Source organism: Stenotrophomonas sp. KH_052 (assembly GCF_057838755.1).
Window position 1 is genome coordinate 3,751,935 of sequence record NZ_CM174475.1, and the last position, 22,842, is coordinate 3,774,776.

The following is a 22,842-nucleotide window of genomic DNA, read 5'->3' on the forward strand; positions in this document are numbered from 1 at the left end:
CTTCCCCGTCGTCGTTGTTGCTGGAGCCCCCATGTCCATCCGCCTGCCCGCGTCGCCGCTCGGCCTCGCCATCGCCCTCGCGCTTTCCTCCACCGCCGTCCCGGCTCTGGCCCAGGACGCTACCAACCTCGACACCGTGATCGTCACCGGCACCCGTGCCGCCGACCGCACCGTGCTCGAATCCACCTCGCCGGTGGATGTGCTCACCGCCGAGGACATCCGCAAGGCCGGCGTGGTCAACGGTGAGCTGGGCAGTGCGCTGCAGGCGCTGCTGCCGTCGTTCAACTTCCCGCGCCAGTCCAACTCCGGCGGCGCCGACCACGTGCGCGCCGCACAGCTGCGTGGCCTGTCGCCGGACCAGGTGCTGGTGCTGATCAATGGCAAGCGCCGCCACCACACCGCGCTGGTCAACACCGACAGCAAGATCGGCAAGGGCACCACGCCGGTCGACTTCAATTCGATCCCGGTCAGCGCGATCAAGCGCATCGAAGTGCTGCGCGACGGCGCCGGTGCGCTGTACGGCTCGGACGCCGTGGCCGGCGTGATCAACGTGATCCTCGACAACGGCGGCGACGGTGGCGAGATCGAGGCCAGCTACGGTGCCAACCACACCGACCTCAAGCCGATCGGCCGCACCCTCACCGACGGCCAGACCGGCAACATCAGCGCCAAGGTCGGCACCTCGCTGGGCGAGGACGGCGGCTTCCTGCGCGTCGGCCTGGAGTACAAGCACCGCAACGGCACCAACCGTGCCGGCTTCGACCAGATCCCGCCGTGGGACCAGACCCCGGGCAACCTCGCGCTGCAGGGCAAGCGCAACTACGTGCTGGGCGATGGCAAGAGCAAGGACATCAACCTGTGGCTGAACACCGAAATTCCGGTGGGCCAGACCTCGACGTTCTACGCGTTCGGCACCTTCAACCAGCGTGATACCGAAGGCGCGAACTACTTCCGCTATCCCGATGGCGATGCCAACTGGAAGCAGGTCTATCCGAACGGTTACCGGCCGATCTCCGAAGGCGAGAACCGAGACGTGCAGGCCGTGGCCGGCGTGCGCGGCCAGTGGGGTGAGTGGAGCTACGACGGCAGCCTGGATTACGGCCAGAACGACTTCACCTACCGCCTGCGTGATTCGCTCAACGCGTCGCTGGGCCCAACCAGCCCGACCCGCTTCAAGACCGCTGACTACAAGTACGCACAGACTGTGGGCAACCTCGATCTGAGCCGCGTGTTCACCCAGAGCGACAGCATCAGCCACACCCTGGGCCTGGGCGTGGAAGCGCGCCATGAGCGCTACCAGACCCGCCCGGGTGACCCGGCCAGCTACGCCGCAGGCCCCTACACCGATCGCCCGACCGGCTCGCAGGCCGGTGGCGGCCTGACCCCGCAGGATGCGGCCCGCCTGTCGCGCGATGTCGCCAGCGCCTACGCCAGCCTGTCCAGCCAGTTCGGCGAGAAGTTCTCCACCGATCTGGCCGCGCGCTACGAGCACAACGACGATTTCGGCGGTGAACTGACCGGCAAGCTCGGCCTGCGCTATAAATTCACCCCGGCGTTCGCGCTGCGTGGCGCCATCTCCAACAACTTCCGTGCGCCGTCACTGGCGCAGATCGGCTACGAATCCACCTCCACCGGCTACAACGCCGGCGGCCAGCTTGTGCAGGGCCGCCTGTTGTCGGTCAACAATCCGATCGCACGTGGCCTGGGTGCGCAGAATCTGAAGCCGGAAAAGTCGATCAACACCTCGCTGGGCTTCACCAGCCGCATCGGTGAGCACTTCGACCTGTCGCTGGACTTCTTCCAGATTGACATCGACGACCGCATCGCGCTGTCGGAAAGCATCACCGGCGCTGCACTGACCGACTACGTGGCGGCCAACTACGGGGTCACCGGCCTTCAGAGCGCCAGTTTCTTCGTCAACGCCGCCGATACCCGCACCCGCGGTGCCGAGCTGGTGAGCAACTGGCGGCAATCGCTGGGCGATGGCCAGCTGCTGCTGACCGGCACCTACGCGTACACCAAGACCACACTGAAGAACGTGCTGGCCACGCCGGCACAACTGCGTGCACTGAATCCGGACTACGTGCTGTTCGGTATCGAAGAGACCAATACCCTCACCGATGCCACGCCGCGCACCCGTGGCAGCTTCTCGGCCGCCTGGAGCAACGACCACTGGTCGCTGAGCACCCGCGTGAACCGCTATGGCAGCGCCACCCGCGTGTTCAACTTCGGTGACGGCTACATCCCGCGCCAGACCTACCAGGCCGAATGGCAGCTGGATGCCGAAGTCGAGTACCGCATCACCCCGCAGTGGAGCGTGGCCATCGGTGGCCAGAACCTGACCGACAACTACCCGGATCGATCCAACAGCGATATCCACTACTTCGGCAACCTGCCGTACGACGTACTGTCGCCGATCGGCAGCAACGGCGCGTATTACTACGGCCGCGTCCGCTATACGTTCTGATCGCATTGGGTGTGATTGCCTTGGGTGGGTGCGGACCGTTGGTCCGCACTGTCTGCGTTCCATGCAGGCTGCCCTTCGTGCCGACCAACGGTCGGCACCCACCGGAGGTGAACGCTCTGGGCGGGTGCGGACCGTTGGTCCGCACTGTCTGCGTTCCATGCAGGCTGCCCTTCGTGCCGACCAACGGTCGGCACCCACCGGAGGTGATCGCTCTGGGTGGGTGCGGACCGTTGGTCCGCACTGTCTGCGTTCCATGCAGGCTGCCCTTCGTGCCGACCAACGGTCGGCACCCACCGGAGTGATCGCTCTGGGTGGGTGCGGACCGTTGGTCCGCACTGTCTGCGTTCCATGCAGGCTGCCCTTCGTGCCGACCAACGGTCGGCACCCACCGGAGGTGATCGCTCTGGGCGGGTGCGGACCGTTGGTCCGCACGACACGGTAGTGCCGGCCGCTGGCCGGCAACCGCAGGGTGCATCCATGGACCATGACGTTGCCGGCCAGCGGCCGGCACTACCAGATCCGTAGCCTGCCCTCGACCCCACGTACACGCCCGCGCTGGCAAGCTGGGCGTCATGGCTGAACCGCTCCCCCTGCGTCCGCCACCTCCATTGCTGGACGATGCCTGCGCGTTGTTCCTCGATGTTGATGGCACCCTGATCGAATTCGCTGCACGCCCGGATGCCGTGCAGCTGCTGCCCGATGTGCGCGAAGCCATCGGCCGCATCAGCGACCGCCTGGAAGGTGCCGTGGCACTGGTCAGTGGCCGCCCGCTCGAGCAACTGGACCAGTTGTTCGCTCCGCTGCAGCTTCCCGCCGCCGGCCTGCATGGCCACGAACTGCGTGGCGAGGATGGTCGCGTGCTGCGCGACACGCATGATGACGACACCGCCGACTGGCTGCATGCGCTGCACCAGCAGGCAATGCGTTTCGCACATGGGCACCCCGGCGTGCTGGTGGAGGACAAGGGCGTCGGCCTGGCCCTGCACTGGCGCGGCGCACCGAACGCAGCGGCCGATGTGCGCGCCTTTGCCAACCGCCACCTGCGCGGTCGCAGCAGCCATCGCCTGCAACCCGGCGACCATGTGGTCGAGTTCGTGCCGGTCGGCTCCGACAAGGGGCGCGCGGTGCGACGGATGATGCAGTACCTGCCGTTCCGTGGCCGCCTGCCCGTGTTCATGGGGGACGACCTCACCGATGAGTTCGGCTTTGACGCCGCCAATGGCCAGCATGGCTGGAGTGTGCTGGTGGGTGAACGCGAACCCAGCGCGGCGGTGTTCGCACTGCCCGACATACGCAGCGTGCACGCCTGGCTGCGTGAGAATGCCTATTGACCCGGCCAACCCCCACGGCCGCAACCGAGATGTAGCACGTGATGACCCAACCCGATCTTGATCTGGGCGTGGTCGGCAACGGCAGCTTCGGCGCCCTGGTCGACAAACATGCCCGCGTTGTCTGGAGCTGCCTGCCCACCTTCGACGGCGACCCCACCTTCTGTGCCCTGCTCGGCCCCAACCAGCAGACCGGCGGCGACTTCGCCATCGAGCTGGAGGATTTCAGCAGCAGCGAGCAGGAATACCTGACCAACACCGCGATCCTGCGCACCGTGCTGCACGACAGCCACGGCGGCTCGCTGGAAATTCTCGACTTCGCTCCGCGCTGGCGCCAGAACGATCGCTTCTACCGCCCGGTGAGCCTGATCCGCCAGGTGCGTCCACTGGCGGGCAGCCCGCGCATCACCGTACGCGCGCGGCCGCTGGCCGACTGGGGCGCACGCGTACCCGAGTCCACCTGGGGCAGCAACCACGTGCGCTGGATCCTGCCCGAACACGTACTGCGGCTGACCACCGACGTGCCGGTGCGCCTGGTGCGCGACGGCCTGCCCTTCGTGCTCAACCATCCGGTCCACCTGATCCTGGGCGTGGACGAATCGCTCGACCGCTCGATCAGCGGCTACGTGCAGGACGCCTTCCAGCGCACCCGCGACTACTGGCGCGAATGGGTGCGCTACCTGTCCATTCCGCTGGAATGGCAGGACGCGGTGATCCGCAGTGCGATCACCCTCAAGCTGTGCCAGTACGAGGACAGCGGCGCGATCATCGCGGCGATGACCACCTCCATTCCCGAAGCGCCCGGCAGCGTGCGCAACTGGGACTACCGTTACTGCTGGCTGCGCGATGCCGCGTTCGTGGTGCGTGCGCTGAACCGCCTCGGCGCGACGCGCACGATGGAACAGTTCCTCGGCTACATCTTCAACCTGGCCAGCAACGACGGCACCCTGCAGCCGCTGTATGGCATCGGCTTCGAAGCCAAGCTGGACGAGGACGAAGTGCCCAGCCTGTCCGGTTACCGCGGCATGGGGCCGGTGCGCCGCGGCAACCTGGCCTGGGTGCAGCGCCAGCACGATGTCTATGGCAGCGTGGTACTGGCCTCCACCCAGCTGTTCTTCGATCGTCGCCTGCAGGATCCCGGTGACGCGCACACCTTCGCGCGGCTGGAACCACTCGGCGAACAGGCCTTCGCCCTGCATGACGTACCGGATGCCGGCCTGTGGGAGTTCCGCGGCCGCACCGAAGTGCACACCTACACCAGCGCGATGTGCTGGGCCGCCTGCGACCGCCTGTGCAAGATCGCCGTGCGCCTGAAGCGCGATGACCGCGCACGCTACTGGCGCGAGCGCGCCGACACCATCCACGCCCGCATCATGGCTGAGGCCTGGAGCGAAGAACGGGGCCACTTCACCGATACTTTCGGTGGTCACCGCCTGGATGCGTCGTTGCTGTTGCTGGCCGACATCGGCTTCATCGACGCGATGGACGCCCGCTTCGTCGCCACCGTCGAGGCCATCGGCCGTGACCTCAAGCATGGCAACTCGCTGTACCGCTATGTCGCCCCGGATGACTTCGGTGAACCGGAAACCAGCTTCACCATCTGCACGTTCTGGTACATCGACGCGCTGGCCGCGATTGGCCGCATGGAAGAAGCGCGCGAGATGTTCGAGCTGCTGTTGAAGCAGCGCAATCATCTGGGCCTGCTGTCGGAGGACCTGGCCTTCGACAGCGGCGAGGCCTGGGGCAATTTCCCGCAGACCTATTCGCACGTCGGCCTGATCACCGCCGCGATGCGCCTGTCGCGGTCGTGGCAGGAGGCATCGTGAGTCGTCTTGTGGTGGTTTCAAACCGCGTGGCCGTGCCGGGCGAGAACCGCGCCGGTGGCCTGGCGGTGGGCCTGCTGGCCGCGTTGAAGGAACGCGGCGGCATGTGGTTCGGCTGGAGTGGCAAGAGCGTGCGTGATGGCAGTGGCACGCTGCACCGGCAGAAGGACGGCGACATCGAGTTCGTCACCCTGGACCTGAGCAAGCGCGAGGTCGATGGCTACTACAACGGCTTCGCCAACCGCACGCTGTGGCCGCTGCTGCATTTCCGCCTGGACCTGGTCGATTACGATCGCGGCACCCGCGAGACCTACCACAAGGTCAACGCGCTGTTCGCCGACAAGCTCGCACCGCTGCTGCGCGAGGACGACATCGTCTGGATCCACGACTACCACCTGATTCCGCTGGGCGCGATGCTGCGCGAACGGGGCATCGGCTGCCGCATCGGTTTCTTCCTGCACATCCCGATGCCCTCGGCCGACCTGCTGCAGGCGATGCCGGACCATCTGCGGTTGTTCTCGGCGCTGTATGCCTACGATCTGGTCGGCTTCCAGACCCAGCGTGACGCCGACCGTTTCCAGACCTACCTGCGCCTGTTCGGTGGCGGCAAGGTACTCGAGAACGGCGAACTGGAAGCACCGGGGGGACGCCGCTTCCGCGCGGCCGCCTTCCCGATCGGCATCGATACCGAACTGATCGCCCGCCAGGCTGGCACCGCCGCCACCAAGGCGGCGGTGAAGAACCTGCGCGGCAGCCTGCGCGACCGCCAGCTGGCGATCGGCGTGGACCGCCTGGACTATTCCAAGGGCCTGCCCGAACGCTTCCTCGGCTTCGAGCGTTACCTGGAACGGCATCCGGACCAGCACGGCTCGCTGACCTACCTGCAGATCGCCCCGGTCTCGCGTGGCGATGTCACCGAGTACCGCCAGCTGCGCAGCCAGCTGGAACAGATCGCCGGGCACATCAATGGCGGCCACGCCGCACCCGACTGGACCCCGCTGCGCTACGTCAACCAGAACTTCACCCATGCCACGTTGACCGGCTTCTACCGCGCTGCGGCGGTGGGCCTGGTGACGCCGCTGCGCGATGGCATGAACCTGGTGGCCAAGGAGTACGTGGCCTCGCAGGATCCGGAAGATCCCGGCGTACTGGTGCTGTCGCTGCTGGCCGGTGCCGCCGACGAACTCAAGCAGGCGTTGCTGGTGAACCCGCATGACCTGGACGGCGTCGCCGATGCCATCGCCACCGCAGCAACGATGTCACTGCACCGGCGCAAGGAGCGCTGGCACGCAATGATGGAGCACCTGCGCACCTACGACATCAATCATTGGCGCCGCAGCTACCTGGACGCGCTGGAAGGCTGAGGGAAAAAGGGGACGGAGGGGATTAAGTCGTTTGTGCACAAACGACTTAATCCCCTCCGTCCCCTTTTTTCTTCAATCCAGGAACCGCGCGGCCTGCTCCGGTGCCGGCAGATAGCAGGCGTCATGCCGCCCGAACCAGCGATAGCGGTTGCGGGCCAGCGCGCGGTACGCCGCGTCGCGCCAACTGCGCGGCAGCACGCGCAATGCACCGGTCAGGCGCCAGCCACCGCCCATTCCTGACAGCACGCGCAGGATCGCATCGGTATCGGTCCAGGCGCCCTGTTCGTCCAGCAACAGGAACGACATCGGGTCCTGCGGGTCCAACCCGTGCGAACGCAGCAGCGCACTGCCCCGCTCGCCCTGCATTGCCGCGAAGCGATAGCGTTCCTTGCGATCAAAGCGCAGCAGGAAGCGCACCCAGCGGTTGCACAGTGCGCAGACACCATCGAACACGATCACCGCGCCGCCCGCTTCGGTGGCGGCTTCACTGCGGTTCGAGCCAGCCTTCATAGCGGATCAGGGCTCCTGCCCAGGGCAAGGTCACATCGACCAGGAAAGTGTAGCGCTGGTCATCCCAGGCCTCGCGGCAACGTACGCCACCAAACCAGCGCGTCGGCAGCGGCAGCAGGCCAAATGCCCAGACCCGCCGCACCGACCAGTCGATGCCACCGTCGCGGGCCTGCAGGTCGAATTCAAAACGCACCGCACCCAACTGCTCGCGCAGATACCCTTCGTGCACCCACAGCCTCGATACCATCGGCCAGCGGCCGAAGCGTCGTGCCCAGCGTTCCCCCTGCCCGTATGCGCTGAACGCCACCTCGGTCGGCAACGCCTCGCCATCCCTTGGCAGCCGCGCCAACGCAGCCAGCAGCGGCACCAGCCAGTGCCGCCCCCTCACGATGCGCGCCTGCCCCGCGTAGCGGCAGGGCAGCGGCGCGGCATGCAGTGCCTGCACCGGTGTGGCCAGGGTGGCGAAGGCCGGCCCCAGCACGCGCGCGAACAGCGGCACGCTCAGGGCGCGATCCAGGCCAGGGTTGCCATGCGTCCGGTACGACGGTCGCGCCGGTGCGAATACAGGTCCGGATCGGCCATGGTCGACACCGTGCCGCCGTGAATCTGCGCCGGGTCCATCCCCGCCGCCTGCAGGCGCTGACGGGCCAGGACGAACAGGTCCACCTTCCAGTGCCCAGCTCGGGTTGCCACGAAGGCGGCCTCGGCAGCCGGATCGTGACCGACGAAGGCGTGATAGACCTCCTCGCCGATCTCGTAGTCGGCCGGTCCGGCCGCCGGGCCCAGCCACGCGCGCAGCTGCGCCGGCGGGGTCTGCATGGCGGCCACGGTGGCCTCCAGCATGCCGTCGGCCAACCCACGCCAACCGGCGTGCGCAGCGCCCACCTCGCTGCCATCGACGGCGGCGAACACCACCGGCAGGCAGTCAGCGGTCAGGATCGCCAGCACCACACCCGGCACCGAGGTCACCGCTGCGTCGGCGACCGGTTCGCTGGCACCGGCCACCGGCGGCGCGTTGAAGCGCAGTACGGTGCTGCTGTGCACCTGGCGCAGCCAATGCGGTGCCGACGGCAGCGCCAGCCCCTGCTGCAGCAGCTGGCGGTTGTGTTCGACGTTGGCCGGGGTGTCACCATCGGCCGCGTGGCGGTTGCCCAGGTTGAACTGCGCGAACGGCGCCGGCGAGATGCCGGCACCATGCCGCCGCGTGGTCAGCGCGTGGACGCCCGCAGGCGCCGGCCAGTCCGCCTGCAGCAACGGCAGCGCGGCAGCCATCACCAGCGGTCCCGCTCGCGTGCGGCGAAGGCGTCGCTGTCTTCGCGCAGCACCTTCAGCAGGTGCAGCATGTCGGCCGGCACCGGCGCGGTGTTGCGCACCGTCTCACCGGTGATCGGGTGCACGAACTCCAGCGTCTCGGCATGCAGCGCCTGGCGCTTGAAGCCGCGCAGCGCGGCCACCAGCTCGTCACTGGCGCCCTTGGGCAGCTTCAGCGCGCCGCCATACAGCGGATCGCCCACGATCGGGTGACGGATGTGCGCCATGTGCACGCGGATCTGGTGGGTACGACCGGTTTCCAAACGGCATTCCAGTGCGGTATGTGCACGGAAGCGCTCGCGCAGGCGGTAATGGGTCACCGCTTCCTTGCCATCCTCGCGCACGCCCATCTTCAGGCGGTCGCGCGGGTGGCGGTCGATCGGCGCATCGGCAGTGCCGCCGGCCACCAGTGCGCCCATCACGATGGCCAGGTACTGGCGGTGCACGTCGCGTGCGGCCAGCTGCTCGACCAGCGCGGTCTGCGCCTCCAGGGTCTTGGCCACCACCATCACGCCGCTGGTGTCTTTGTCCAGGCGATGCACGATGCCGGCGCGCGGCAGCACCGCCACCGACGGGTCGCGGAACAGCAGGGCGTTGACCAGGGTACCGCTGTGGTTTCCGGCGCCGGGGTGCACCACCAGGCCGACCGGCTTGTTGATCACCAGCAGGTACTCGTCCTCGAACAGCACGTCCAGCGGGATGTCCTCCGGCTGGGCGTCGGTCTGGGTTTCCAGCACCACGGTGAGGGTGACCACCTCGCCGCCGCGCAGCGGATCGCGCGGGCGGGCCTGGGCGCCGTCCAGCAGGACATCGCCGTTCTTGATCCACTCGGTCAGGCGCGAACGCGAGTATTCGGGGAACAATTCGGCCACGACCGCGTCGAAACGGCGGCCGGCAGAGGTGTCGGGGACGATGGCCTGGCGGGCCGATTCAGAGGGTTGTTCAGACATGGCAGGGGGCATTCTTTGAAATTTTGGGGTCCCGGCGGCCGGTTTCAGTCGCTGGACAGGACACTAGGCTATCATCGACCCTTCGTATTCCAGCCGCGTCCCGCCTCGACCTCATGATCCGACGCTCCGTCATGCTCTCTGCGCCCGTCCGCCTCACCGCCCTGTTGCTGGTGCTGGTCATCGCTGCCACCGGCTGCCACCGTGGTGCCAAGAAGGGCGATCGCCCCGATGAAGGGACGCCGGTCGAACAGTTGTACGAGAAGAGCCACAAGCTGATGCAGGGTGGCAACTGGAGCGGTGCTGAGTCCAGCTTCCGCCGCCTGGTGGCCCAGTATCCGTACGGCCCGTACACCGAACAGGCGATGATCGAAACCGCCTATGCCCAGTACAAGGCCGGCAAGCACGATGACGCGGTGTCCAGCATCGACCGCTTCATCCGTACCTATCCGACCCACCGCAACATCGCCTACCTGTACTACCTGCGCGGCCTGGCCAACTCCAACCGCAGTACGGTTTTCCTGCGCCGCGTATGGTCGCTGGATGCAAGCCGCCGCGACCTGTCCACGCCGCACCAGGCGTACTCGGACTTCAACATCGTGGTCGACCGCTACCCGAACAGCCGCTACGCCGCCGATGCGCGCCAGCGCATGCTGGAACTGCGTGACGTGTTCGCCCAGCATGAGCTGGACAACGCCCTGTACTACATGCGCCGTGGCGCCTGGGTCTCGGCCGCGGGCCGCGCCAACTACCTGCTGGAAACCTACCCGCAGAGCGCCTTCCAGTACGACGCCGTCGCCGTCCTGGCTGATTCCTACACCCACCTGGGCAACAAGACCCTGGCCGACGACGCCCGCCGCGTCCTGCAGCTGAACCAGCCGGACCACCCGTGGCTGGAAGGCAAGTGGCCGAAGTACCCGTGGATGATCCGCAAGCTGAACCCGTTCGCCGGCGAGAAGTCCGCCAGCACCGGCCAGCGCAACGCGCGACTGGAAAAGAAGTAAGAAAGGGCCCCGCAAGGGGCCCTTTCCTTTTGTAGAGTCGAGCCATGCTCGACTGCTCTCCCAGCCCGCCTCCCCGCACCGGGACCGGCATCTAGGAATTCTCCGAATCCCCGGTGGATGCGACGCCGGTCCCAATCGGCGCGGGCAAGGCCCTCCACACTGCGGCGCAACGGCCATCCCGGCCGGCAAGGAGCGCCCCATGTCCCGACCGTCCCGCCATTTGCGGCCGCTGCCCGCCCTGATCGCCTGTGCCGTGCTGGCGCTGGCCGCTGGCCCGCTGGGCGCCAGCCCGGCCGCACCCGGCGACCTGCTCTCTGCGGCGCCGTACCGCGCCAGCTGGGTGCCGTCCAAGGCCGCCCAGGCCTACAAGCTGCACTACCGCACCCCAGACCACCGTGGCCAGTTGGCCGCAGGCACCGGCCTGCTGTACCTGCCGGCCGGCGCGGCTCCGGTCGGTGGCTGGCCGGTGGTGTCGTGGGCACACGGCACCCAGGGCATCGCCGATCGCTGCGCCCCCTCCGTGTCCGGCCCCTACCAGCCTGAACGCGACGGGCGTTTCCTCGACCTGTTCCTGGCACAGGGCTATGCCGTGGTCGCCGCCGACTACCAGGGCCTCGGCAGCCCCGGTGACCACGCCTATCTGCACGTACGCACCGCCGCACGCAACGCCATCGATCTGGTCAAGGCCAGCCATCAGTACCTCGGCCGCACCACGCTGTCGCCGCGCTGGGTGTCGGTCGGCCATTCGCAGGGCGGTGCCGCCGCGCTTGCTGCCGGCCACATCGCAGATGCTTACGGCGGACCATCACTGCGGTACCGCGGCAGCTTCACCACCGGCACGCCCACCGCCGTCGAACTGACCGCACTGGTGATGAAACCGGACAACCGCACTGCCAATCCCGGCGCGCTCAACGCCTATCACGCCTATCTGCTGGATGGCCTGCTGCAGGTCGCCCCGCAGATCGACCGTGTGCTCAGCGATGAGGGGCGTACACGGGTCGCGCTGGCGCGCAGGCAATGCCTGGGCGAACTGGCCGCCACGCTGGAAGGCGCCGATACCGGCGCGATGTTCACCGCACCGCTGACCGACGTGGCGGGCATCTGGACGTTGCTGCACGACTACCTGGGCGTGCCGCGCCGCGGTTTCAGCCAGCCGCTGATGCTGGGCCATGGCAGCGAGGACCGCGACGTACCGTACCTGACCACCCTGCTGTATGCCGCGGGGCTGGCCCTGCGTGGAGAGCCCGTGGCATTCCGGCGCTATCCGGTCGACCACCGCGGCACGCTGGATGCGGCGGCAGCCGATGGGCTGGCGTTCGTGCGTGCGCGGTTGGGGGACAGCCCGTTCGACGAAGCCACCGAAACCGCTGGCTTCGAACAGCTGCTCGACCAGGCCCGGTAGATCCACGCCGTGCGCGGATACGCGGTGTACGGGGTTGCCGGCCAGCGGCCGGCACTACCAGATAGCGCCGGGCCATGCCCGGCGGCCTGCCTCAGCCCTTGTAGCCGTTGCTGATCGGGTAACGGCGCTCACGGCCGAACGCACGCCGCGAGACCTTCGGCCCCGGTGCGGCCTGGTGCCGCTTCCACTCACTGATGCGCACCAGGCGCAGCACGCGGTCGACCACGGCCGCGTCGTAACCGGCCGCAACGATCTCCGTGCGCGACTGCTCCTGGTCGATGTAGCGGTACAGGATGCCGTCCAGCACGTCATAGGCCGGCAGCGAATCCTGGTCCAGCTGGTTCTCGCGCAGCTCGGCCGACGGCGGGCGGCTGATCACTGCCGGCGGGATCACCGGCGCACCGCCCACGGTGTTGCGCCACTTCGACAGGCCGAACACCTCGGTCTTGTACAGGTCCTTCAGCGGCGCGTAGCCACCGCACATGTCGCCGTAGATCGTGGCGTAACCCACCGCATACTCGCTCTTGTTGCCGGTGGTCAGCAGCAGTCCGCCGAACTTGTTGGCCAGCGCCATCAGGATCACGCCACGGCTGCGCGACTGCAGGTTTTCCTCGGTCACGTCCGGGGTGGTGCCTTCGAACATCGGCGCCAGCGATTCCATCAGGCCCTTGAATGCTGGCTCGATCGACACCGCTTCCAGCTTCACGCCCAGCGCCTGGCACTGTTCGGCGGCCAGGTCGTTGGACAGGCCAGCGGTATAGCGCGACGGCAGGCGCACCGCGGTGACGTTTTCGGCACCCATCGCGTCCACGGCCATCGCCAGCACGATCGCCGAGTCGATGCCACCGGACAGGCCCAGCCACACCTTCCTGAAGCCGTTCTTGCGGCAGTAGTCCTGGATGCCCCGGGTCACTGCGCGCCACGCCAGCGCGTCCATGCTCTCGTCGCCATCGTCCATCCACACGTGCGGCAGGAAGCGGCGGGTTTCACCGTCGTACTCCACCACCAGCCACTGGTCGACGAAGGCCGCCGCGGCCGGGTGCACGGTACCGTCGCCATCGGCCACCACCGAGGCACCATCGAATACCAGCGCATCCTGGCCACCGACCACGTTGAGATAGGCGATCGCCGCCCCGCTCTCGCGGGTACGTGCAGCCAGCACGGCGTCGCGCTGGGCATGCTTGCCGCGCTCGTAGGGCGAAGCATTCGGCACCACCACCAGCTGCGCACCTTCGCGCACGGTGTCGGCCAGCGGCTCGGCGAACCACAGGTCCTCGCAGATCAGCAGGCCCACCGGAATGCCGTTGACCTCGAACACGCAGCTGCCGCCGTCCGGGTCGACATCGAAGTAGCGACGCTCGTCGAACACCGCGTAGTTGGGCAGCTCGCGCTTGCGGTAGGTCTGCTCGACCAGGCCGTCGCGCAGCACGCTGGCGGCGTTGTAGACCACCGCACCGGCCGCCTGCGGCCAGCCGACCACGGCGGTGATGCCACGGCAGGCAGTCGCGATGCGGGTCATCGCCTGCTCGCATTCGTACAGGAAACCGGGGCGCAGCAGCAGGTCCTCCGGCGGATAACCGCTCACCGCCAGCTCGGGGAACATCACCAGCTCGGCGCCGTACTCGTCGCGCGCCTGGCCGATCATCTCGATGATGCGCTCGGTGTTGCCGGCGACATCGCCGACCGGGAAGTCGAACTGCGCCATCGCGATGCGGATCGAAGCCATGGGAATCCAGCCTGTGGTTGCAATGCGCTCATTGTAGCGCTGCGCGTTCGCCGGGCATGGCCCGGCGCTACCGTGTAGATCCGGCCAGGTAGCGCCGGGCCATGCCCGGCGGATGTTCGCCCGAAGCCAGACGCAGAAAGGCCGCCCGGAGGCGGCCCTTCTGTTTCAAGCAGCCGGCCAGCGGCCGGCTCTACAGAATCGTCTGCCAGAGGCAGTCGATCTTATTTCACCAGCTTGGCGATGGCAGCACCCAGGTCGCCCGGCGAGCGGACGGTGACAACACCAGCGGCTTCCATGGCAGCGAACTTGCCTTCAGCAGTGCCCTTGCCGCCCGAGGCGATCGCACCGGCGTGGCCCATGCGCTTGCCGGCCGGAGCCGACGCACCGGCGATGAAACCGACAACCGGCTTCTTCACGAACTGCTTGATGTACTCGGCGCCGGCTTCTTCGGCGTCACCGCCGATTTCGCCAACCATGATGATGCCTTCGGTCTGCGGGTCTTCGTTGAACAGCTTCAGGCAGTCGACGAAGTTCAGGCCGTTGATCGGGTCACCACCGATGCCGATGCAGGTGGACTGGCCCAGGCCGACTTCGGTGGTCTGCTTGACCGCTTCATAGGTCAGGGTGCCCGAACGCGACACGATGCCGATCTTGCCCGGCTTGTGGATGTGGCCCGGCATGATGCCGATCTTGCACTCACCCGGGGTGATGACGCCCGGGCAGTTCGGCCCGATCAGCACGGTGTCCGGATGCGAACGGGTCAGCACGTTCTTGACGCGCAGCATGTCCAGCACCGGGATGCCTTCGGTGATGCAGACGATGACCTTGATGCCGGCAGCAGCGGCTTCCAGGATCGCGTCAGCCGCGTACGGCGGCGGCACGTAGATGACCGAAGCGTTGGCGCCGGTGCTCTGCACGGCGTCGGCAACGGTGTTGAAGACCGGCAGGTCGATGTGGGTGGTGCCACCCTTGCCCGGGGTCACGCCGCCAACAACCTGGGTGCCGTACTCGATCATCTGAGTGGCGTGGAAGGTGCCCTGCTGGCCGGTGAAGCCCTGCACGATCACCTTGGTGTTCTTGTTAATCAAAACAGACATGGGAATTCCTTGGTGTCGAATCAGGCAGCGTTCTTGACAGCTTCAACGATCTTCTTGGCGCCATCGTTGATGTTGTCAGCCGGGATGATGGCCATGCCGCTGTCACGCAGCAGCTGCTTGCCTTCTTCCACGTTGGTGCCTTCCAGGCGCACCACGACCGGAACCTTGACGCCCACTTCCTTCACGGCGGCGATGATGCCTTCGGCAATCATGTCGCAGCGGACGATGCCGCCGAAGATGTTGACGAAGATGCCTTCGACCTTGTCCGAGGACAGGATCAGCTTGAAGGCTTCGATGACGCGCTGCTTGTTGGCACCGCCGCCCACGTCCAGGAAGTTCGCCGGCTCGCCGCCGTTGAGCTTGATGACGTCCATGGTGGCCATGGCCAGGCCTGCGCCGTTGACCATGCAGCCGATGTTGCCGTCCATGGTGACGTAGTTGATGTCCAGCTCCGAAGCGATCACTTCGGTCGGATCTTCCTGGGTCTTGTCGCGCATGGCGACCAGGGCCTTCTGGCGGAACGCGGCGTTGTCGTCGCTGTCGAACTTGCCGTCCAGCGCGTACAGGTTGCCGTCGTCCAGGATGGCCAGCGGGTTGATTTCAACCAGCGCCAGGTCCTTTTCGTTGAACAGGCGGTACAGGTTCACCATGATGCTGGCGAACTGGCCGGCCTGCTTGGCGGTCAGGCCCAGCTTGAAGCCGAAATCACGGCCGTGGTAACCCTGCACGCCTTCGACGAAGTCGACGTTCAGCGAGTGGATCAGCTCCGGGGTTTCAGCAGCGACCTGCTCGATCTCCACGCCGCCTTCCGAAGAGGCGATGTAGGTGATGGTCTTGGTGCCACGGTCAACCAGCACCGACAGGTACAGTTCCTTGACGATCTCGCCAGCGGTGGTCACCAGCACCAGGTTGACCGGCAGTTCAACGCCAGCGGTCTGGTAGGTGGCCATCTTGGTGCCGAGCATCTTGGCCGCAGCGGCCTTCACGTCGTCGGTGGTCTTGCAGAACTTGACGCCGCCAGCCTTGCCGCGGCCGCCAGCGTGGATCTGCGCCTTGACCATCCAGGGGCCCTGGCCCAGGGAGTTGGCAGCGGCAACCGCTTCGTCCGGGGTCGCAGCGACCTTGCCGGCCGGGACCGGGATGCCGTACTCGGCAAGCAGTTGTTTTGACTGGTATTCGTGGAAATTCATGCGTCACCGTGGGAATAGGAACGACCGCACGCAATTCCTCAGGGCCCCGGCGGGGCGCCGGCATGGACCGCGGCGGGCCCACTATTGTGGCCGAGCCGGCGCCGGGGCGCAAAGAAGTCTGTACAAAACGCCAGACCCGGCCAGATTTCCACCATCATTCAGGCAGTTGCGCCCCGCCCGACGCTGGCCACCGGTATCCACAGCGGGCCAAATGCGCGATCCGGGTGACTCCGGCGGCGTCCTGTCGGGGGCCCTATACTGGTCGTATCGAGCAGACTCGACGCCACATCGACGCGACGTGCCGGCCGGCTTCAGGGGACGCCAGGCAGGCCCGCCGCAGATTCCAGACCCAGGCAGCCAGAAGGGGAGTTCCGGCGTGTCACCCAGTGCTTCATTGATCGACCGCATCGAATCGATTCCGCGGCGTGAGCTGTACTTCTTCGCGCTGTACCGGGTGCTGATCGCCGCGGTCATCGCCGGCCTGCTGTACAGCCCGTTGTCGGCCATGGTCGGCGAAGCCCATCACCCGCGACTGGCCGATACCGTCGCGGCCATCTACCTGCTGCTGTCGCTGCTGGCCCTGGCCATCGGCCGCAACGAACGCTGGCTGCGCCCGATCGTGGTCAGCGGCGTACTGGTGGACATCGTCGCCGCCACCCTGCTGTCGCATGCCCTGCCCGGCGCCAGCGCCGGCATCTCGATGTCGCTGTTGTTCAACATCGCCGCCGCCGCCACGCTGCTGCCACTGAGCTGGGGCCTGGGCCTGGCGATCGCCGCCAGCGTGGCCACCGGTACCGAATACCTCTGGAAAGTACTGGAAGGCGGCGACCCCACCCGCACCCTGGCCGAACTGGCGATGTTCGCCACCAGCTACCTCGCGCTGGCCTTCATCAGCTTCCAGGTGGGCAACCGCGCGCGCCGCAACCAGCAGCTGGCCAACCAGCGCGGCGATGAAGTAGCCAACCTGTTCCAGATCAACGAACTGATCATCCGCCGCATGCGTACCGGCGTGCTGGTGGTGGATGCCGACAGTCGCATCACCCTGGCCAACGAAGCCGCCTCGATGCTGCTGGGCGACAGCGATGGCAATGGCGAAAGCGGGCGCCTGGACCTGACCAGCGCCGCGCCGGAACTGGCCCGCCGCCTGCAGCGCTGGCGTAACGGCTGGGCGCAGGACGAACTGCCGCTGCAGCTCAACCCCGACCAGCCCGAGGTACAACCGCGCTTTGCCCGCCTGCTGGCCGGCAGCGAACTGGCGCTGGTGTTCCTGGATGACTCCAGCGTGGTCTCGCGCCGCGCCGAATCGCTCACCCTGTCGGCGATGGGGCGCTTCTCGGCCAGCCTGGCGCACGAGATCCGCAACCCGCTGGCGGCGATCAACTACGCCGTGCAGTTGCTGGAGGAAGGCACCGGCTTCAACGAAAGCGACCGCCGCCTGCTGCAGATCATCCGCCAGCAGTGCCAGCGCACCAACGGCATCGTCGAGAGCGTGCTGGGCCTGGCCCGGCGCGAGCGCGCCACCCCCGAGAACGTGGACCTGGCCGCGTTCGTGCGCCGCTTCGTGCTGGAGTACAAGCAGGGGCAGACGCTGGAGACCGACAGCATCGAGCCGATCATCAACGACAGTTCGGTGATGGCCCAGGTCGATGCGAAGCATCTCTACCAGGTGCTGACCGTGCTGGTGCACAACGCCCTGAAGTACGGCCGCATCGGCCAGCAGCCTGCACGCGTGCGGCTGCGCGTGGCGCAGCACGAGCGCAGCGCGGTGATCGACGTGATGGACCGTGGCCCGGGTATTCCAGAGAGCGTGGCCGCGCAGCTGTTCCGTCCGTTCTTCACCACCTCCGAGCATGGCACCGGCCTGGGCCTGTACATCGCCCGCGAACTGTGCCGGGCCAACCAGGCACGGCTGGATTACATTCCGGTGCCGGCCGGCGGCTCCTGCTTCCGCCTGGTGCTGCCCGGCCCGCACACGCTGTTGCCCACCTGATTCCGATTCTGTGCGTCAAACATTTGTCGCTTCCAGCCCCCTCGTTTATCTTTCACGCCCATGAACGAAACCCGCAGCGCCCTCGTCGTCGACGATGAACGCGACATCCGCGAACTGCTGGTACTGACCCTCGGCCGCATGGGGCTGCGTATCAGTACCGCCGCCAACCTGGCCGAAGCGCGCGAGCTGCTGGCCAGCAATCCGTACGACCTGTGCATCACCGACATGCGGCTGCCCGATGGCAACGGCATCGAGCTGGTCAGCGAGATCGCCCAGCACTACCCGCGCACGCCGGTGGCGATGATCACCGCCTTCGGCAGCATGGACCTGGCCGTGGAAGCACTGAAGGCCGGTGCCTTCGACTTCGTCAGCAAGCCGGTGGATATCGCCGTCCTGCGTGGTCTGGTCAAGCATGCACTGGAACTCAACAACGCCGAACGCCCGCAGCCCGGGCCGAACGCCGAACAGGGCGCACGCCTGCTGGGCGCTTCGCCGGCCATGGACGTGCTGCGCACCACCATCGGCAAGGTCGCGCGCAGCCAGGCGCCGGTCTACATCCTGGGTGAGTCCGGCGTTGGCAAGGAACTGGTCGCACGCACCATCCACGCCCAGGGCGCGCGCGCGGCCGGACCGTTCATTCCGGTCAACTGCGGCGCCATTCCCGGCGAGCTGATGGAAAGCGAGTTCTTCGGCCATCGCAAGGGCAGCTTCAGCGGCGCCCATGCCGACAAGCCCGGCCTGTTCCAGGCCGCACACGGCGGCACCCTGTTCCTGGACGAAGTGGCCGAGCTGCCGCTGCAGATGCAGGTGAAACTGCTGCGCGCGATCCAGGAGAAGTCGGTGCGGCCGGTCGGTGCAGCCAACGAAGAACCGGTGGACGTGCGCATCCTCTCTGCCACCCACCGCGATCTGGCCGAACTGGTCGAGGACGGGCGTTTCCGCCACGACCTCTACTACCGCATCAACGTGATCGAACTGAGGGTGCCGCCGCTGCGCGAGCGCCGCCAGGACCTGCCGGAGCTGGCCGCGGCAGTGCTGGCACGACTGGCCCGCAGCCACGGCCGCGCCACCCCGCTGCTGGCGCCGTCGGCGCTGGAGGCACTGGCCCAGTACGCCTTCCCCGGCAACGTGCGCGAACTGGAGAACATTCTGGAACGGGCGCTGGCGCTGGCCGAGGAAGACTGCATCGGTGCAGACGACCTGCGCCTGCCGCAGCATGCTCCGCGCGTCCCCGGCGGTGCCGCTCCTGTCGAAGCCGTGGCCGACCTGCAGCCTGGCAGCGCGGCCCTGCCCTCGTACATCGAGCAGCTCGAGCGCAGCGCCATCCAGCGCGCGCTGGAAGAGAACCGTTGGAACAAGACCCGTACCGCCGCGCAGCTGGGCATCACCTTCCGTGCGCTGCGCTACAAGCTGAAGAAGCTGGGGATGGAGTAAGGACCGGGTCGGATCCCTTTCCGCAGGAAAGGGCTCTGACCCGATGCGCGGCACCCCATCCACGCATGTCGTGGATCCACCTACCAACGTGGTAGGGCCGGCCGCTGGCCGGCAACCTCACACATCCCGGATCCACGCATGGCGTGGATCTACTGTCGGGCCGAGCCCATGCTCGGCTGCTGTTCGGGCATTAAGCCGAGCATGGCTCGGCTCTACAGAAAGCCGCGCGGCATCAATCCTTGGTCACGCGATTGATCTCGGCCAGGCTGGTCACGCCTGCCGCCGCCTTCTTCAATGCCGACTGCCGCAGGTCATTCACCCCGATCTGCTGCGCTGCTTCCGCAATCTGCAGCGCGTTGCCGCCAGCCAGCACGATGGTGGCGATCTCATCAGTCATCGGCATCACCTGGTAGATACCGGTACGGCCCTTGTAGCCCTCGGTGCACTCATCGCAGCCCACCGCTTCATACAGCTCGATGCCCGCGTCCAGCTGCGCCTGGGTAAAGCCCTCGGCCAGCAGCGCATGCTCCGGCAGGGTCGAGCGCCGCTTGCAGTTGCCGCACAGGCGGCGTGCCAGGCGCTGGGCGATCACCAGCGTCACCGAGCTGGTGATGTTGTACGGCGCGATGCCCATGTTCATCAAGCGCGCGATGGTCTGCGGCGCGTCGTTGGTATGCAGCGTGGACAGCACCATGTGGCCGGTCTGCGCCGCCTTGATCGCGATCTCGGCCGTCTCCAGGTCGCGGATTTCGCCAACCATGATGATGTCCGGGTCCTGGCGCAGGAACGAGCGCAGCGCCGCAGCAAAGGTCATGCCGCGCTTGTTGTTCTGCTGCACCTGGTTGACGCCGGGCAGGCGGATTTCCACCGGGTCTTCGGCGGTGGAGATGTTGCGCGTCTCGTCGTTGAGGATGCCCAGCGCGGTATACAGCGACACGGTCTTGCCCGAGCCGGTCGGGCCGGTCACCAGCACCATGCCGTACGGCTTGTGGATGGCATCCTGGAACAGCTTCTGCTGGTCCGGCTCGTAGCCCAGCTTGTCGATGCCCAGCTTGGCCGCGCTGCCATCGAGGATACGCAGTACCACCTTCTCGCCGAACAGGGTCGGCAGCGTGCTGACGCGGAAGTCGATCTGCTTGCTCTTGGACAGGTTGAGCTTGATGCGTCCGTCCTGCGGCACGCGCTTTTCGGCGATATCCAGCTGCGCCATCACCTTCAGGCGCGCGGCGATGCGCTGGTTCAACTTCACCGGCGCGCGCGCGACCATCTTCAGCAGGCCGTCGATGCGCAGGCGCACACGGTAATCGTCTTCGTAGGGCTCGAAATGGATGTCCGATGCGCCCTTGCGGATCGCATCGACCAGCACCTTGTTGACGAACTTCACCACCGGGGTGTCGTCGCCCTTGGCGTCGATGCCGGAATCGCCGCTGCTGGCGCCGAGATCTTCGTCACCGGCTGCGACATCCAGGTTTCCCATGCCCTCGTCATCGCCCCCCAGCGCATCGCCCAGGGTGTCATGACTGGCGTGCCACTGCTCCAGCGTGCGGCGGATCTGGTCCTCGTCGACCAGGATCGGCTCCACCACCAGATTGGTGTGGAACTTGATTTCGTCCAGCGAGTGGGTCGGGTTGCTGGTGCCGACAAACAGCTTGCCACCCCGTTTGAACAACGGCAGCACGTTGTGCTTGCGCAGCAGCTCCTCGCTGACCAGGCTCATCGCATTCTGGCTGGCATCGAAGGTGGACACGTCAAACAGCGGCATGCCGAACTCGACCGCATTGGCGGCCGCCAGTTGGGCCGCACCAACCACCTTGTTCTGCGCGAACCAGGTTGGCAGCGGCTGCCGGGCGGCAGCGGCCTTGGCCATGGCATCGCGGGCGGAAGCCTCGTCCAGCGCACCATCCTGGACCAGGCGACGGGCCAGGCCGGTGATGCCGACGAGATTGGCGGTGGTTACGGCGTTCATATGGATCCTTGGCTCATCATGGGTCAGGCAGTGCGGCGCGCCTTCCAGGGGCACCGCACAGGGCAGTAGAACCTGCCGCGACCCGATGGCCGACGACGACGCCAATCCTTCAGCATGACTGCCTCGCCTGGCACTCCCAGCCCGGCAGGCACGATCCTGACTCCCCCGGGGATGATAGCCCCGTCAACGGCCCGCCAACATCCCTTCGGATCACATGTTTCCACATCGCTTTCATCCTCAGAGTGCCTCCAGGCCACATCACAATGGGGACGTGACCCCGCCTTTCCTCCCCAACCCCATTCATGCACCGCAGCGGAGTACCATTGCACCGGGGAAAATGGGGATACATTTTGAATCAGCTCAGCATCATCCTGCCGGCCAAGAATGAAGCCGAAGGCCTTCTTCGTACGCTGCCGGCACTTCGTTTGCAGTACCCACATGCAGAGATCATCGTAGTCGACGACGGCTCCACCGATGACACCGCAAATATTGCGCGGGAACAAGGTGTGCAGGTGCTTTCCAGCCCTTATTCGATGGGCAACGGCGCTTCGATCAAGCGTGGCGCGCGCGCAGCCAGCGGAGACATTCTCGTGTTCATGGACGCCGATGGGCAGCATGACCCGGCCCACATCCGGGCATTGCTGGACAAGCTGGCCGAGGGCTACGACATGGTCGTCGGCGCTCGTGACAGCAGCGGCCAAGCCAACGTCCACCGCGGCCTCGCCAATCGGTTCTACAACTGGCTGGCCAGCCACATGACAGGCTTCAAAGTAATGGACCTCACTTCCGGCTTCCGTGCGGTACGCGCCGGACGCTTCCGCGAGTTCCTGCACCTGCTGCCCAACGGGTTCAGCTATCCAACGACCAGCACCATGGCATTCTTCCGAAGCGCCTATCCTGTTGCCTATGTGCCAATCCCTGTTGCAAAGCGTGTGGGCAATGGCAGCCACATTCGCCCGATCAAGGATGGAATCCGCTTCCTGCTGATCATCTTCAAGATTGCGACCTTGTACTCGCCCTTGAAGCTATTCGCGCCGGTGGCGCTGGCCTTCTTCATGCTGGGCTTGGGCTACTACGGGTATACATTCGCGACCATGCATCGCTTCACAAACATGAGCACGCTACTGTTCAGCGCATCGGTGATCATCTTCCTTATCGGCCTGGTATCGGAGCAGATCACCGGTCTTACCTACCTCGCATCACGGAAGGACTCACCCCAGTGACCGGGGGGGCCGTGCAGACTGCCCCCCTTCCAGGGCTACTGGTTGTGGCGTCTACCTATC

General features: G+C 66.6%; 17 protein-coding genes. 9 read left to right on the top strand and 8 right to left on the bottom strand.

Going from position 1 to position 22,842, the window contains the following annotated elements:
- The first annotated feature begins 31 nt into the window (after positions 1-31).
- From AC3ITW_RS17240 to otsA, 4 genes are all read left to right on the top strand, one after another.
- Entirely contained in the window at positions 32-2,467 is a 2,436-nt protein-coding gene (locus tag AC3ITW_RS17240) for a TonB-dependent receptor plug domain-containing protein (protein ID WP_489389770.1), read from the top strand.
- A 572-nt stretch (positions 2,468-3,039) separates the two neighbouring features.
- On the top strand, positions 3,040-3,798 hold the full coding sequence (otsB, locus tag AC3ITW_RS17245) for a trehalose-phosphatase (RefSeq protein WP_006386900.1): 759 nt from the start codon (positions 3,040-3,042) through the stop codon (positions 3,796-3,798).
- A gap of 41 nt (positions 3,799-3,839) precedes the next feature.
- Positions 3,840-5,621, top strand: a complete 1,782-nt coding sequence (locus AC3ITW_RS17250; protein WP_006386902.1) for a glycoside hydrolase family 15 protein — start codon at positions 3,840-3,842, stop codon at positions 5,619-5,621.
- On the top strand, positions 5,618-6,982 hold the full coding sequence (gene otsA, locus AC3ITW_RS17255; RefSeq protein ID WP_006386904.1) for an alpha,alpha-trehalose-phosphate synthase (UDP-forming): 1,365 nt from the start codon (positions 5,618-5,620) through the stop codon (positions 6,980-6,982). The genes AC3ITW_RS17250 and otsA overlap by 4 nt, the downstream gene beginning before the upstream one ends.
- Positions 6,983-7,054: 72 nt before the next feature.
- Here otsA and AC3ITW_RS17260 read toward each other — a convergent pair whose 3' ends face one another.
- Genes AC3ITW_RS17260 through rluD form a run of 4 tightly spaced genes read right to left on the bottom strand, consistent with a single transcriptional unit; the run spans position 7,055 to position 9,753 of the window.
- A complete protein-coding gene (locus AC3ITW_RS17260; RefSeq protein WP_006386906.1) occupies positions 7,055-7,492 on the bottom strand; it encodes a thiol-disulfide oxidoreductase DCC family protein in 438 nt (145 codons plus the stop codon).
- On the bottom strand, positions 7,467-7,991 hold the full coding sequence (locus AC3ITW_RS17265; protein ID WP_006386908.1) for a DUF4166 domain-containing protein: 525 nt from the start codon (positions 7,989-7,991) through the stop codon (positions 7,467-7,469). Before AC3ITW_RS17265 ends, AC3ITW_RS17260 begins: the two co-directional genes overlap by 26 nt.
- Positions 7,992-7,993: 2 nt before the next feature.
- Complete coding sequence (pgeF, locus tag AC3ITW_RS17270) at positions 7,994-8,764, bottom strand: peptidoglycan editing factor PgeF (protein ID WP_153676046.1); 771 nt, start codon at positions 8,762-8,764, stop codon at positions 7,994-7,996.
- Entirely contained in the window at positions 8,764-9,753 is a 990-nt protein-coding gene (rluD, locus tag AC3ITW_RS17275; protein WP_012511923.1) for a 23S rRNA pseudouridine(1911/1915/1917) synthase RluD, read from the bottom strand. The genes pgeF and rluD overlap by 1 nt, the downstream gene beginning before the upstream one ends.
- A gap of 113 nt (positions 9,754-9,866) precedes the next feature.
- On the opposite strand from rluD, the gene AC3ITW_RS17280 reads away from it, so the two are divergent.
- Both AC3ITW_RS17280 and AC3ITW_RS17285 read left to right on the top strand, forming a co-directional pair.
- Positions 9,867-10,754 (top strand): outer membrane protein assembly factor BamD, encoded by an 888-nt coding sequence (locus AC3ITW_RS17280; protein WP_006386922.1) that lies wholly within the window; start codon positions 9,867-9,869, stop codon positions 10,752-10,754.
- A 199-nt stretch (positions 10,755-10,953) separates the two neighbouring features.
- Positions 10,954-12,156 carry a lipase family protein gene (locus AC3ITW_RS17285; protein WP_489389771.1) on the top strand — a complete coding sequence of 401 codons (1,203 nt, stop codon included), beginning with the start codon at positions 10,954-10,956 and terminating at the stop codon, positions 12,154-12,156.
- 91 nt (positions 12,157-12,247) lie between these two features.
- Here the strand turns inward: AC3ITW_RS17285 and AC3ITW_RS17290 are convergent, their stop codons facing one another.
- From AC3ITW_RS17290 to sucC, 3 genes are all read right to left on the bottom strand, one after another.
- Positions 12,248-13,882: an NAD+ synthase gene (locus AC3ITW_RS17290; protein WP_135274876.1), complete on the bottom strand. Its 1,635-nt coding sequence runs from the start codon at positions 13,880-13,882 to the stop codon at positions 12,248-12,250.
- A 221-nt stretch (positions 13,883-14,103) separates the two neighbouring features.
- Complete coding sequence (sucD, locus tag AC3ITW_RS17295; protein ID WP_012511927.1) at positions 14,104-14,979, bottom strand: succinate--CoA ligase subunit alpha; 876 nt, start codon at positions 14,977-14,979, stop codon at positions 14,104-14,106.
- Between the two features lie 20 nt (positions 14,980-14,999).
- Positions 15,000-16,169 (bottom strand): ADP-forming succinate--CoA ligase subunit beta, encoded by a 1,170-nt coding sequence (gene sucC, locus AC3ITW_RS17300; RefSeq protein ID WP_004154430.1) that lies wholly within the window; start codon positions 16,167-16,169, stop codon positions 15,000-15,002.
- Between the two features lie 376 nt (positions 16,170-16,545).
- Between sucC and AC3ITW_RS17305 the strand changes: the two genes are divergently transcribed.
- Positions 16,546-18,159 carry a sensor histidine kinase gene (locus tag AC3ITW_RS17305; RefSeq protein ID WP_032972469.1) on the top strand — a complete coding sequence of 538 codons (1,614 nt, stop codon included), beginning with the start codon at positions 16,546-16,548 and terminating at the stop codon, positions 18,157-18,159.
- 60 nt (positions 18,160-18,219) lie between these two features.
- Entirely contained in the window at positions 18,220-19,593 is a 1,374-nt protein-coding gene (locus AC3ITW_RS17310) for a sigma-54-dependent transcriptional regulator (RefSeq protein ID WP_006387002.1), read from the top strand.
- 232 nt (positions 19,594-19,825) lie between these two features.
- Here the strand turns inward: AC3ITW_RS17310 and pilB are convergent, their stop codons facing one another.
- On the bottom strand, positions 19,826-21,559 hold the full coding sequence (pilB, locus tag AC3ITW_RS17315; protein ID WP_065723846.1) for a type IV-A pilus assembly ATPase PilB: 1,734 nt from the start codon (positions 21,557-21,559) through the stop codon (positions 19,826-19,828).
- A gap of 350 nt (positions 21,560-21,909) precedes the next feature.
- Between pilB and AC3ITW_RS17320 the strand changes: the two genes are divergently transcribed.
- Positions 21,910-22,782 carry a glycosyltransferase family 2 protein gene (locus AC3ITW_RS17320; RefSeq protein ID WP_489389772.1) on the top strand — a complete coding sequence of 291 codons (873 nt, stop codon included), beginning with the start codon at positions 21,910-21,912 and terminating at the stop codon, positions 22,780-22,782.
- Positions 22,783-22,842: the final 60 nt, after the last annotated feature.

Excerpts from the sequence above, each read along its gene's own strand:
- rluD (WP_012511923.1), bottom strand. The coding sequence starts at position 9,753 with ATGTCTGAACAACCCTCTGAATCGGCCCGCCAGGCCATCGTCCCCGAC.
- AC3ITW_RS17290 (WP_135274876.1), bottom strand. The coding sequence starts at position 13,882 with ATGGCTTCGATCCGCATCGCGATGGCGCAGTTCGACTTCCCGGTCGGC.
- AC3ITW_RS17285 (WP_489389771.1), top strand. The coding sequence starts at position 10,954 with ATGTCCCGACCGTCCCGCCATTTGCGGCCGCTGCCCGCCCTGATCGCC.
- AC3ITW_RS17280 (WP_006386922.1), top strand. The coding sequence starts at position 9,867 with ATGATCCGACGCTCCGTCATGCTCTCTGCGCCCGTCCGCCTCACCGCC.
- pgeF (WP_153676046.1), bottom strand. The coding sequence starts at position 8,764 with ATGGCTGCCGCGCTGCCGTTGCTGCAGGCGGACTGGCCGGCGCCTGCG.
- pilB (WP_065723846.1), bottom strand. The coding sequence starts at position 21,559 with ATGAACGCCGTAACCACCGCCAATCTCGTCGGCATCACCGGCCTGGCC.
- AC3ITW_RS17310 (WP_006387002.1), top strand. The coding sequence starts at position 18,220 with ATGAACGAAACCCGCAGCGCCCTCGTCGTCGACGATGAACGCGACATC.
- sucC (WP_004154430.1), bottom strand. The coding sequence starts at position 16,169 with ATGAATTTCCACGAATACCAGTCAAAACAACTGCTTGCCGAGTACGGC.
- AC3ITW_RS17240 (WP_489389770.1), top strand. The coding sequence starts at position 32 with ATGTCCATCCGCCTGCCCGCGTCGCCGCTCGGCCTCGCCATCGCCCTC.
- AC3ITW_RS17250 (WP_006386902.1), top strand. The coding sequence starts at position 3,840 with ATGACCCAACCCGATCTTGATCTGGGCGTGGTCGGCAACGGCAGCTTC.
- otsB (WP_006386900.1), top strand. The coding sequence starts at position 3,040 with ATGGCTGAACCGCTCCCCCTGCGTCCGCCACCTCCATTGCTGGACGAT.
- AC3ITW_RS17260 (WP_006386906.1), bottom strand. The coding sequence starts at position 7,492 with ATGAAGGCTGGCTCGAACCGCAGTGAAGCCGCCACCGAAGCGGGCGGC.
- sucD (WP_012511927.1), bottom strand. The coding sequence starts at position 14,979 with ATGTCTGTTTTGATTAACAAGAACACCAAGGTGATCGTGCAGGGCTTC.